The following is a 12,341-nucleotide window of genomic DNA, read 5'->3' on the forward strand; positions in this document are numbered from 1 at the left end:
ATTCACTATGCCACTACACCCAGCAGTGTGGCAATCTGGCCCTCACCCCTATCGAGGCTCACCTGCTGATCGAGCTGGAAAACGCCCCTGCCACCAACCAGCAGCTGGCAGAAAAGCTGCACATCGACAAATCCAACGCCAGTCGTCCGCTGGCCCGCCTCGCCGAACGGGAGCTCATCAGCTGGCACCCCCACCCCTCCGACGGGCGCAGCAAGGAAGCCCGTCTCACCGTCAACGGTCAGGGGATGCTGCTGGCGTTGCACCGGGAGATGGACGGGGCGATGGAAGAGATGCTGGCACAGTTGAGCCTGCCCGAGCGTGAACAGTTGTGGAGCGGCCTGCTTCTCTACCGCAGCGCCCTATCCCGCGCCCGTCGCCAGCAGGGTTACCGCATTCGCCCCATCACGGCGGCAGATGATCCCCGGATCGCCACGGTGATCCGCGCCGTATCGGCCGAATATGGCCTCACCGCCGACAAGGGTTATGGGGTCTCGGATCCCAATCTCGATACCCTCTCCCAGAGCTATCAGGGGGAGAAGAGCCGCTACTGGGTCATCGAAGGACCGGACGGTTCCATCCTCGGCGGGGGCGGCATAGCGCCATTGGCGGAAGAAGAGGGTGTCTGCGAGCTGCAGAAGATGTACTTTATGCCCGCCCTGCGCGGACTGGGCCTTGGCAAACGGCTGGTACTGCAGGCGCTGGATGCGGCTCGTGATCTGGGTTATCAACGCTGCTATCTGGAGACAACCGAGGTCTTGCGCGAAGCCACCAGCCTCTACGAATCACTGGGCTTTGAACACCTGCCCGGTCCCCTTGGCTGTACCGGCCACGGGGATTGCGAGATCTGCATGGTGCTAGATCTGGAACAGAGAGGCGCATCATGAATGAGCCAACACGGCACACCGTCGGCATTTGCGATGTCAGTTTCGGCGAGCGGGTGAAACTGGTTGAACCCGTCAATCTCTACGGCTGCACTCTGGCTGATGATGTCTTTATCGGCCCCTTCGTGGAAGTGCAGGCCAACGTCACCATTGGCCGCGCAACCAGAGTCCAGTCGCACACCTTTATCTGCGAGCACGTCACCATAGGTGAAGAGTGCTTTATCGGTCACGGGGTGATGTTTGCCAACGATCTCTTCAAGAAGGGGGCTCCCGACCCAGACTCCACTCATTGGGGCCGAACCGTCATTGAAGATGAGGTCTGCATCGGCTCCAATACCACCATTTTACCAGTCCGTATCTGCCGGGGCGCCGTCATTGGTGCCGGAGCCGTCGTCACCCGGGATATCGAGATCCCCGGCACCTATGCCGGCAATCCGGCCCGCTTGCTGCGCACCTTCTGAGAGACTGCGCAACTCGCTAGGCGACACATCTGCGCACCAAGAAAAAGACCCCGCCGAAGCGGGGTCTTTGCTATCTTGTCTGCCGATAAGGCAAGACCTTATCAGTGCTCGCGAGTCTGACGGAACTCAACGTCCGGGTGACGCTCCTGTGCCAGACGCAGGTTGACCATGGTCGGCGCGATATAGGTGAGGTTGTCACCGCCATCGAGGGCCAGGTTGACCTCGTTTTTGCGCTTGAACTCTTCAAACTTCTTCACATCGGTTCCCTCCACCCAGCGGGCGGTGGAGACGTTGACCGCCTCATACAGAGCTTCGACGTTGTATTCGCTCTTGAGGCGCGACACCACCACGTCAAACTGCAGCACACCGACCGCACCCACGATGAGATCGTTGCTGATCAGCGGACGGAACACCTGCACCGCGCCCTCTTCGGAGAGCTGGACCAGCCCCTTGAGCAGCTGCTTCTGCTTGAGCGGGTCGCGCAGACGGATGCGGCGGAACAGCTCCGGTGCAAAGTTCGGGATACCGGTGAACTTGAGATCCTCACCCTGGGTGAAGGTGTCACCGATCTGGATGGTGCCGTGGTTGTGCAGACCGATGATGTCACCGGCGAAGGCGTCTTCCGCCTGCTCACGGTCACCGGCCATAAAGGTCACGGCGTCGGAGATGTTCACATCCTTGCCGATCCGCACGTGGCGCATCTTCATGCCCTTGCTGTAAGTGCCTGACACGATACGCATAAAGGCGATACGGTCGCGATGCTTCGGATCCATGTTGGCCTGGATCTTGAACACGAAACCGGAGAACTTCTCCTCGGTCGCCGCCACTTCACGGCTCTCGGCCTTGCGCGGCATGGGCGACGGCGCCCAGTCGGTCAGACCGTCCAGCATGTGGTCAACACCGAAGTTACCCAGTGCGGTACCGAAGAAGACCGGGGTCATCTCGCCTGCGATGAAGGCGTCGTGATCGAACTCGGGAGAGGCGCCCTGCACCAGCTCCAGCTCACCTCGCAACTGAGCAGCCAGATCCTCACCGACGGCGGCATCCAGATCCGGGTTGTTCAGCCCCTTGACCACCCGCTTCTCCTGGATGGTGTGGCCCTGACCGCTCTGATAGAGGTAGGTCTCGTCCTTGTAGAGGTGATAGACCCCCTTGAAGGATTTGCCGCAGCCAATAGGCCAGGTGATGGGGGCGCACATGATCTTCAGCTCGCGCTCCACCTCGTCCATGACCTCCATCGGATCGCGCACTTCGCGGTCCAGCTTGTTCATGAAGGTGAGGATGGGGGTATCACGCAGACGGGTCACTTCCATCAGCTTGCGGGTCCGGTCTTCAACACCCTTGGCGGCATCGATGACCATCAGGCAACAATCCACGGCAGTGAGAGTACGGTAGGTATCTTCGGAGAAGTCCTCGTGACCCGGGGTGTCGAGCAGGTTGACCAGACAATCGGCATAGGGGAACTGCATCACCGAGGTAGTGATGGAGATACCACGCTGCTTTTCCATCTCCATCCAGTCGGATTTGGCGTGCTGGCCCGAGCCACGGCCCTTGACGGTACCGGCGCGCTGAATGGCCTGTCCGAACAGCAGAACCTTTTCGGTGATGGTGGTTTTACCCGCATCCGGGTGCGAAATGATCGCAAAAGTGCGTCTCTTGGAGACTTCACTCAGAAATTCAGCTGACATAATTCAACGTTCTTCTATTGGGCGGCGGCCTTGGCCACCGTGGGAATAATTCCGGGATGCCGCATTGACTCACGGTCCGGCATGGATACGCAACGGGCCACTCGGGTGGGCATTAGATCCGCCGGTGGAAAGAGGAAGGGGGTTGCGTTACATGGGTCTTTTCACCTGAGCCAAAGCAAAATTGCGCGACATTATACCCGCGCGAGTGAAAAATACCCAGCCCGTCAGTGGTCTGTTTCCACCCGGTTGCGCCCGCCTCCCCCCTGATGGTGGCCGAGGGTATCGTTGATCCGCTTGAAGTGATCGATATCGAAGACCAGCAAGCTACATGGTGCGCCTGGCCGACGGGTAAGTTCAAACAGTGTATTGCCACGCCACAATACCCGTCGCCGGTTGTTGAGCCCGGTCAGCTCATCGGTAAAAGCCAATCGGTGCATGCGGCGATAGCGTTCCAACAGCCATCCCGTACTCAGCAAGGCCAGCCCGCCACACAGCAGCAGAACTGCAAGCAGCCAGAAACGACGCTCTTTGGCTAACCTCAGAGAGGTACGTCTGCTCCAGCGTATTGAGAGCACTCTCCAACTGAATGGGTAAAACCGCCTCGGCGATAGCGTTCAATACCAACAGCAATCCACAACTCGGATAAAGCTTCATATTCCTCATCCATCCGCAGTAGCACCAGAAACCCCCTCAAAGCAACCATCAAACACGGCTTATCACTCAAAGGGCTGTTAATTGCGCTGAAAACGCCGCAGCAACCGACCACGCAGGCCACAATCGAGCAGCCAGCGGTTGTCAAAGACCCGCAACAATGCCTGTTTGGCGTGGCGAGACATGGCCACGGCGTGAAAACGGGTCTGGCGCTGGCGATAGCGGTTCATCTGATCGAGCAGGGTGTGGGGCAGACTCTGGGCGATAAAGTCGGAGATGACCAGCACATCCGCCTTGGCAAAGGCGGGATCATCGAGCTTGGCCAGCGCCTTCTCGAGACAGGGCACCAGATCGGTACCGCCGTGAAAACTCATGGAGAGGAAGCGCTCCGCCTTGTCCAGCCCGGTATCGGCGGTGATCTCAAGGGTCGCCACCTCGGTGGAGAAGAGCATCAGGTAGCAGCCGCGCTTCTCATCCATCGCCACCTTGAGCAGCACCAGAAAGAGTGCCTTGGCACACTCCTCGGGATAGCCCCCCATGGAGCCGGAGGTATCGACACAAACGATAAAGGGCCCCCGTTGCTGCAACTGCTGCCCCCCCTGTTCAGGGGTACGGAGCATGATGCGCTGGCGCGGCAAGGTGCCGCGCGACTGGTAACTGAGCAGACGTCGCTCCAGATAACGGCGATAAAACTCCAGCTCCAGCTCCGGTAGCCCCAGCATCACCGCCTCGCTTGGCAGCAGCCTCATCAGATCGCTCGCCTGGTGGATCCCCACCAGATCATCCGGCACATCGTCGCTGGGGGCTGGCTCCAGCTCCATCATCTGAACCGGCGGCACCGGCTGCTCCGGCGCCCGTTGCTCCCGCTCGCTACGCCCGAGCAGACCGGCAATTTCCGCCAGCAAGGGCTCGCGTTGCAACATCCGGGCATATTGCTTAATCAGGACCAGACTGCGCTTGTGCCAGCTCCCCTGCGCCAGGTCCCACAGGCCGCCAGCGGAAATCTGGTGGGGATCGAGGGCATCGGCCAGGGTGCGGCTCGCCAGCAGCTGATCTTCAATCTCCTGACGTTGCTTCTCCCGCTCCGCTTCGGCGATCTGCTGCTGCAACTGCAACAGACTCCCCACCAGGCTGGCCCGCCACTTCTCGACAAACAGCTGGCGCAGCCCCTCGGTGGGGTGGGCCAGCAGTTGGCGAACCAAGGATCGGGCCTCACCGGCAAAGGGGCTGTAGCGATCCAGCGACTCAAGCAGGGTGGGCAGACGACCGATCAGCTCGGTCATCGGCAACTGGCGGTGCGCCTGATAGAGCAGGTACTCCTGCTCCAGCGCCACCGGCACCGGCTTGTGGCGGATCTCCTCGCCAAGCTGCTCGCCCCAGCTCTGCAAGCGCTTTTTCAGCAGCTTGCCCTGCAGGGGCGAGCGCTTGATAAACTCGGAGATCTTGGGGGAAGCCGCCAGCAGCAGCGCCACCTCCCCCGCCAGCTCCCCTTCCCCTATCAGGAGCCCCAGATCCAGCATGCCAATTTCCAGCATGGGGACTCCTTAATCGTCCAGTCTGGGCAACCGCTCGCGCCAGTGCGCCAGCTCGCCGGAGAGTTGCTCAAGATCCCGGTTCAGCACGAAGAAGCTATCCTCCACCTGCTGCAACCAGCGCTGCCCGATGAAGAGGTGCTGCTGATGGCGCTCGAACAGGCTGCGCTGCTGTTTGAGGGACTGTATCACCTTGGCCACCTCGGCCTGCAACTCGTCGAGCGCCTGTAGCCAAGGCTCCAGCACCACCTCGGGGATAGCGTTGCGCTCCATCAATACCAACGGGATTTGCTGACGCTGGATATCCAGCACATGAAGCCGCTGCTCGTCATCAACCACCAGCTCAAAATGGCCCTCTTTCGGGTTGCCATAGTGATAGCCCGCCAGGGCTTCACCGGTCGGGTGCCAGTGGGAGAGCAGGGTACGATCAAACACCAGCGTTTCGGTCAGGCGCTCGGGCTCTCCGCTATCCAGCGGCGCCGGGGTGAGCAGGTGAAAGTGCACCGCCTTGCCGAAGGGCCTGGCGTTGGCCAGGGGGATCTCGATCCCCCGCGCACGGCGGCCGAACCACTGTTTGCGCTGGCGCGCCTTGCAGCAAAGCCGTTGGGCGACCCGCTGCTTCAGTTGTTTGAAACTGTCCCGCAGGGCCAGGAGCTGACGGGTCATAGTCAGCTGCTGATAGCCGTAGAGACGGGAAAATTCGGTCATCATCTCCTGCAGGGCGGTGCGGGACTCCTCGTCGTGCCACAGGCAATCCTTGAACAGCAGCAGATCCACCGGCGCGACCTCGTCACGCCCATTGAAAAAAGCGCTCGCCTTGATGAGCCGAACCGCCTTCTTCCAGCGCCGATCCGACACATAGCAACGGTGGGCCAGCTGGCTGTCGAGCTGCTGGCGCAGTTGATATATGAGCTCGAAACAGGTTTCAGGCAGGCGCACCTGCTCAATCTGGCTCTGCCACTGCAGGTACTCATCCCCCTGGATCTGCAAGGCGGCCGGCAGGTTTTGATGGGCGTGACCATCGCTGGCCAGCATCGCCTGAAAGTTGGATTTTTCCTGCACCCTGTCCATCCAGATCCGCACCAGCATACGGTCGTAGAGCGCCTCCAGCCCGCTGTCCGGCGCCGGCAGTTCGTTGGAGGCGGTCACCAGCAGGCGCATCGGGATGGGGTGCTGGCTGTCACCGTTGCGAAATTGCCGCTCGTTGATGGCGGTGAGCAGGGTGTTGAGAATGGCGGGGCCCGCCTTCCAGATCTCGTCGAGGAACACCACTTCGGCTTCCGGCAGATAACCGGCGGTGAGACGCAGGTATTTGCCATCCTCCTTCAGAGCCTGGATGGAGAGGGGGCCGAACACCTCCTCCGGTGTGCTGAATCGGGTCATCAGGTATTCAAAGTGGCGAGCATCGTGAAAGGCCAGCTTGAGGCGGCGCGCGATCAGGCTCTTGGCGATCCCAGGCGGGCCGAGCAAGAAGACGCTCTCGCCGCTGAGGGCAGCCAGCAGCCCGAGGCGCAGGGCATCCTGGCGTTCATAGAGCCCCTCGCCAAGGGCGCTCAGCAGACGGGGCAGGCGTTCATGGATGGGCATGGACCGCACGGCGGCGTGAGCTTGAGATGAAAGCGACATAGAGACAATTCCGAATCAGCAGTAATGATGGTGCCAAGGGGTGATATTCGTTTGTTCGCCCTTGGATTTTGTCTTGTTATGATGTTTATTCTGGCCCCGGTTGCTGTAAACCCCCCCTTTCTGGCAGGAAAAAACCGTATGGGCCAAGGTTGGACGCAGCAAAGGGTGCAGCAGAACCCGTTCGAGTGTACCCTGCCCGGCACGATTTTTCCCAACGCAGATCATAGAGTGAGTCACCCATGCAAGATCCCTTACGTCAGAGCATGTTGGCCCGCATGGGCATTCAAGGCTGGCAATTGCGCCGCCCGGCCTTGCTGGGTGGCGCCCCTGAATCGACCTCGCCGCCGTCCGCCAGCGACGAACAGACCCAAGAGGCTGCCATGCCAGACGGCAAGCTCTGGCTGCTGGCCACCCAGTTGCCCGCTCAGCCTCTGCTGGCCGATATCTGCCAACTGCTCGGCATTACGCCGGAGGAGGTATCACTGCTTGGGGAGATGCCCGCCGGCGAGCCACCCCTGCTCTGGTTGACCGAGGGCGATCCCCGCTGGCCCGACGCCCTGATCTGCCCGCTCGCTCCCAACGGGGCGCAGAAACGGGCACTGTGGCAACAGCTGCGCCAACGGCTGGCCGCCACGGCGGCATAAGTGGGCATCTGGTCTCAAGCCGGCCCGATGATGCCGCTCTTTTCACCCGACTTTCCAAAGACGGCACACCACCTGGTTCGGCCGTTACCAGTGCGACGTGTCGTCATTTCCCCCTCGTTTCGGAGTGTCCATGGCTGAGTTTCGTCCCCTGCTCGAGAGCGATGTCGAGCTTGTCTATCCCATTGAGCGGGCCGCCCACAAGGAGCCCTGGAGCCAGGCCAACCTGCTCTCCTGCTTCGGTCCTCGCTATCTCAACGGCTTGATGCTGGTCGACGGTCGCCCGGCGGGCTTCTATATCTCGGATCTGGTAGCTGGCGACAGTTCGCTGATGAACATCTGCGTGCACCCGGATTTTCAGGGCAAGGGGCTGGGCCGGGCGCTGCTCATGGCGTATCTGGCTCGCAGCAAGGGGAAGGGGGCCGAGGCCTGGTTTCTCGAGGTGCGCGCCAGCAATCTGGCCGCTATCGGCCTCTACGAGAGCGCCGGCTTTGCGGAATATTGCCGCCGGACCGACTACTACGGCACCGGCTGCGAGCGGGAAGATGCAATCCTGATGTCGCGCCTGTTCGACTTCGGCTGACATCCGGCCTTTGGTGACTAGCCCCGGCATCACTCCAGCGGGGCATTGTCCAGGGCGGGGTCCTGCAAGGTCAGGGTAGTCTCGAGCACTGTCTCGAAGGCCGCCGCCGAGAGCGGCATATAGAAGCCCCGCTGCCAGGTCTTGCCCGGCATCCAGATCTGGTTGATATCCACCACCAGCTTGATGGGCCTCAAGGGTTCACCCGGTCGCTGAACGTAGATGCCGGGCGGCGTAGCCACCCTGGGGAAGCGGCGCAGGATCTGCTCGCTGCCATCCCCGCTCCCCGAATTGAGCCTCACCTTCACCAGCCGCGAGAGGGGGCCCACCATCTCGTCGCTCTGCCAGAAGCGCTGATCCAGCACCTTGCAGCGGCGACACTTCGGGGTTTCCAGTACATAGAGCAGCGGCTGACCGGATGATAGCGCCTGACGCTGCGCACTCTGATAGCCCTCATTCCCCTGATACCAGGCGCTGGCAGCCTTGTCCGCCTCACTGCCCGAGAAGAACCAGGCGCCCCCCACCGCCATCATGAGCACCCCGGCGGCTAATCCCCCTTTAAGCCATAAATTCATATTGTTAGCTCCCCTGTACACGCTTTTTTATATCGGCAGCCCTGTGCAGAGATAGAGCTATTTGCTCTCTTTGTGATCCAGAACAAACAGCGAACACTTGTAAGCTGTAATGCTCGAGTTTAAACTCTAGCCCGATTTTTAGTGCCCTAATGGGCGTACAACTGTAATTAAAGGATGTTTAACTGATGCCGAAGCTTCATCTGGTTCGACTGATGCGTGAACGTATTGCCCGACTTGGCAACAAGGCTGCCCTGCGCGTTCAGCAGGATGGTCAGTGGCGCGCCATTGGCTGGCGCACTCTGGGTCAGGCCATGGACTACTGCGCCCAGGCGCTGATCCGTGCCGGCCACCAGCCCACCGAGATGGTCGGTATCTACGCCCGCAACATGCCGGAGTGGACCCAGGCCGATCTCGGCATCCTGGCCGCCCGTGGCGTCAGTGTTCCCATCTACCCCACCAGCACCCTGGAGCAGCTGCGCTATATCGTGCGCGATGCCAACATCGGCCTGCTGTTCGTCGGTGAGCAGCCCCAGTTCGATCAGGCACTGCAACTGATCGAAAGCGGCGAGATCCGCCAGATTGTCGCCCTCGACGGCAGCGTCAACCTGCGCGACTGCCCGCAGGCGAGCCACTTCCAGGAGTTTCTGGTCTCCGGCAATCATCAGCCCAGCGAACTGGTGCTACGGGAGCGCGAGAGCCAGTACCGGATGGATGATCTGCTGACCCTGATCTACACCTCGGGCACCACTGGCGAGCCCAAGGGCGTCATGCTCGATTTTGCCAACGTTGCCGCCTGTTTCGAGATGCACAACACCCGCCTCGATCTCCACGAGCAGGATGTGTCGCTCTGCATGTTGCCGCTCAGCCACGTGTTTGAGCGAGTCTGGAGCTTCTACGTGCTCTACTGCGGCGCCGAGAACGTCTATATCCGTGACCCGCAGAAGGTGATGGAGGTGATTGACGAGGTGCAGCCGACCGTGATGTGCGCCGTCCCGCGCCTCTACGAGAAGGCCTACGCCATGATCCAGGCCAAGGTCGCCCAGGCGCCGCGCCTGCGCCGCGCCCTGTTTGGCTGGGCTACCCGGGTCGGCAAGCAGATGGTTGCTACCCGCCAGGCGGGCAAGTCCGCCTCACCCCAGCTCTATGCCCAGCTCTGGCTGGCGGAGCGACTGGTGTTTCGCAATCTGCGCGCCCGTTTTGGCGGCCGAACCCGCTTCCTGCCGGTGGCGGGCGCCCGCTTGGCCGATGATGTGAACCTCTTCTTCCAGGCGATGGGGCTCAACCTCAAATATGGCTACGGCATGACCGAGACCACCGCCACCGTCTGCTGCTACGAAGATCAGCAGTTCAAGCTGGGCTCCATCGGCACAGTGCTGAACGGCATCGAGGTGAAACTCGGCGAGAACAACGAACTGCTGGTGCGCTCACCGACCGTGATGCGCGGCTACTACAACAAGCCGCAAGCCACTGCCGAGGTGATGACCGAAGATGGCTTCCTGCGTACTGGCGATGCCGGTGAGCTCGACAGCCAGGGCAACGTCTACTTCACCGAGCGACTGAAAGAGCTGATGAAGACCTCCAACGGCAAGTACGTGGCCCCGCAGGTGGTCGAGGGGGCCATCGGCAAGGATCGTTTTATCGAGCAGATCGCCATCGTCGCCGATGCCCGCCACTTCGTCTCGGCGCTGATCGTCCCCTGCTTCGAGTCGCTGGAAGAGTACGCCCGCTCCATCAACCTGCAGTACCAGTGCAAAACCGAGTTGCTGCGCAACTCCCGGGTAATGGAGTTCTTTGAGGCCCGAATCCAGGATCTGCAGAAAGAGCTGGCCAAGTTCGAGCAGGTGAAGAAGTTCACCCTGCTGCCGAAGGCCTTCTCCATGGAACTGGGGGAAATTACCCCCACCATGAAGCTGCGCCGCAAGATCATCGAGGCCAAATACCAGAGCGAGATCGAGGCGATGTATAACCACGCCTGATCACGCTCAGATTCCAAGCAATAAAAAAGCCGCTCACTCGAGCGGCTTTTTGTTGGCGATTTTGTTGGTACGAACCAGCCTTCAGGCAGTGGTGGTACTGGTACCGAAGTAGTCGGCCAGGAAGTCGTCAAACGACAGGCTGTCGCTGCGCTCGCGCTCCCGCTGCTTGGCCAGCGAATCCTTCGCCTCACCGGCAAAGTAGGCTTCATCCCAGTACTGCAGCTCCCCTGCCAGCAGCTCCTCGCGATAGCGGGTCGCCAGCTTGTCGCCGAAGCAGCCGTTGTCCTCGCCACTTTGCAGCAGTTCGCCGAGGATGCGGGCGGAGTAGGTCAGCTCAGGATTGAGCAGCTTCTCCCTGTGCATCGCCAGCGTTTTGCGATAGTGGTTGCGGCCGCAGCAGCGATCCAGCAGCTCGGCCACCTGCGCCAGCTCGTCGAACAACTGCAGACCGTACTCCTTGAGACCGATGGGGTTACCCTGCTCATCTTCCAGCTCGAGGCCCGGGCGACGCCCTTCCAGCACCACCTTGTTCTGGTTGCGGCGGTTGCGGGCAATCTCCTCGTCACTCAGCACCGCAGACGGGCGCAGCAGGCACCAGACCAGGAACAGATCGAAGAAGCGGATCTGCTCGGCGTCGATGCCGAGCGGGGTGAAGGGGTTGACGTCCACGGTGCGCAGCTCGATGTATTCGATGCCGCGCTGATCCAGCGCATCGGACGGCTTCTCGCCGCTGCGCGGGGTACGCTTGGGGCGGATCGGGGCATAGAGCTCGTTCTCCAACTGCAGCACGTTATCGTTGAGCTGGCGGTACTCGCCAGCCACCTTGACCCCGATCTTGGCGAACTCGGGATCATGAGTATTGATGGCACGGCGCAGACTGCTGACATAGGCCGGCAGGCTGTCGTGGCTGATCTTGAGCCCCGCCTGAGCGCTGTTGGTATAGCCCAGATCGGAGAGACGCAGCGCGGTGGCGTAAGGCAGATAGAGGGTGCCCTTGCCGGTCTTCTCGAACGGCAGGTTGCTCTTGCGCCCTTTGAGGAAGGATTCGCAGATGGCCGGGGAGGCACCGAACAGGTAGGGCACCAGCCAGCCGAAGCGGTAGACGTTGCGAATAAGCCCCATGTACTTGTCGGAGATAAAGCGCTGGCTGCAGCAGCCGACACACTCCAGCTCCTGCCACTCGCTCCAGAAACTATCCGGCATGGAGAAGTTGAAGTGCACCCCGGCGATCACCTGCATCAGGCTGCCGTAGCGGTTCTTCAAACCCTGCCGGTAGAGGGTCTTCATCTTGCCGATGTTGGAGCTGCCGTACTGGGCCAGCCGGATGCTCTCTTCCCCGCCGACGAAGCAGGGCATGGAGAGCGGCCAGATCCGCTCGTCACCCAGATGCTGAATCACATGGTGATGGATATCACCGAGCTGCTCCATCAGGCTGTCGATGGAGTCGGTGGCCGGGGTGATGAACTCCAGCAGGCTCTCCGAGTAGTCGGTGGTGATATTGGGATGGGTCAGGGCCGAACCCAGCGCCCGGGGATGGTCACTCTGGGCGAGTCGGCCATCCGGCGTGATGCGCAGGCATTCACGTTCGATCCCGCGCCGGATCCCCTTGAGCGCAGTGAGGCGCTCCGGTGATCCCAACGCATTCAGCAACTCGGTGAGCGACAAGCTTGTTGTAGTCATATTCACGGCTCATGTGCGGCCGCCCCATCCGGGGCGGCTCTTGATTTTTA

General features: G+C 61.1%; 11 protein-coding genes. 5 read left to right on the plus strand and 6 right to left on the minus strand.

Translation table 11 applies throughout. The annotated features are described in order from the left end of the window. Both BN1125_RS18555 and BN1125_RS08500 read left to right on the plus strand, forming a co-directional pair. A partial coding sequence (locus BN1125_RS18555) for a bifunctional helix-turn-helix transcriptional regulator/GNAT family N-acetyltransferase (protein WP_042011788.1) occupies positions 1-884 on the plus strand: 884 nt, incomplete at its 5' end. After that, entirely contained in the window at positions 881-1,342 is a 462-nt protein-coding gene (locus BN1125_RS08500; protein WP_042011790.1) for an acyltransferase, read from the plus strand. The genes BN1125_RS18555 and BN1125_RS08500, both read left to right, overlap by 4 nt. Before the next feature lie 101 nt (positions 1,343-1,443). Here BN1125_RS08500 and prfC read toward each other — a convergent pair whose 3' ends face one another. From prfC to BN1125_RS08520, 4 genes are all read right to left on the minus strand, one after another. Next, positions 1,444-3,033, minus strand: a complete 1,590-nt coding sequence (prfC, locus tag BN1125_RS08505; protein WP_156993224.1) for a peptide chain release factor 3 — start codon at positions 3,031-3,033, stop codon at positions 1,444-1,446. A 221-nt stretch (positions 3,034-3,254) separates the two neighbouring features. Next, positions 3,255-3,485, minus strand: coding sequence for a GGDEF domain-containing protein (locus BN1125_RS08510; protein ID WP_042011794.1), 231 nt, complete (start codon positions 3,483-3,485; stop codon positions 3,255-3,257). A gap of 276 nt (positions 3,486-3,761) precedes the next feature. Next, a complete protein-coding gene (gene viaA, locus BN1125_RS08515; protein WP_042011795.1) occupies positions 3,762-5,216 on the minus strand; it encodes an ATPase RavA stimulator ViaA in 1,455 nt (484 codons plus the stop codon). 9 nt (positions 5,217-5,225) lie between these two features. After that, positions 5,226-6,839, minus strand: a complete 1,614-nt coding sequence (locus BN1125_RS08520; RefSeq protein ID WP_042011797.1) for an ATPase RavA domain-containing protein — start codon at positions 6,837-6,839, stop codon at positions 5,226-5,228. Between the two features lie 239 nt (positions 6,840-7,078). Here BN1125_RS08520 and BN1125_RS08525 point away from each other — a divergent pair, with 239 nt between their 5' ends. Together BN1125_RS08525 and rimI are read left to right on the plus strand one after the other, a co-directional pair. Then, the gene (locus BN1125_RS08525; RefSeq protein ID WP_042011799.1) at positions 7,079-7,483 is read left to right on the plus strand and encodes a DNA polymerase III subunit psi; all 405 of its coding nucleotides are present in this window, start codon (positions 7,079-7,081) and stop codon (positions 7,481-7,483) included. 130 nt (positions 7,484-7,613) lie between these two features. Beyond that, a complete protein-coding gene (gene rimI, locus BN1125_RS08530) occupies positions 7,614-8,063 on the plus strand; it encodes a ribosomal protein S18-alanine N-acetyltransferase (protein ID WP_042011800.1) in 450 nt (149 codons plus the stop codon). Between the two features lie 29 nt (positions 8,064-8,092). On the opposite strand, the gene BN1125_RS08535 is transcribed toward rimI, so the two are convergent. Beyond that, positions 8,093-8,635, minus strand: a complete 543-nt coding sequence (locus BN1125_RS08535; protein WP_042011801.1) for a thioredoxin family protein — start codon at positions 8,633-8,635, stop codon at positions 8,093-8,095. A gap of 185 nt (positions 8,636-8,820) precedes the next feature. On the opposite strand from BN1125_RS08535, the gene BN1125_RS08540 reads away from it, so the two are divergent. Next, positions 8,821-10,611, plus strand: a complete 1,791-nt coding sequence (locus BN1125_RS08540; protein ID WP_042011803.1) for an AMP-dependent synthetase/ligase — start codon at positions 8,821-8,823, stop codon at positions 10,609-10,611. Between the two features lie 81 nt (positions 10,612-10,692). Here the strand turns inward: BN1125_RS08540 and gshA are convergent, their stop codons facing one another. Beyond that, complete coding sequence (gene gshA, locus BN1125_RS08545; RefSeq protein ID WP_042011804.1) at positions 10,693-12,291, minus strand: glutamate--cysteine ligase; 1,599 nt, start codon at positions 12,289-12,291, stop codon at positions 10,693-10,695. Between the last annotated feature and the right edge of the window lie 50 nt (positions 12,292-12,341).

Origin of the sequence: Aeromonas fluvialis (genome assembly GCF_000819885.1) — a bacterium.
Classification (GTDB): Bacteria; Pseudomonadota; Gammaproteobacteria; order Enterobacterales; family Aeromonadaceae; genus Aeromonas; species Aeromonas fluvialis.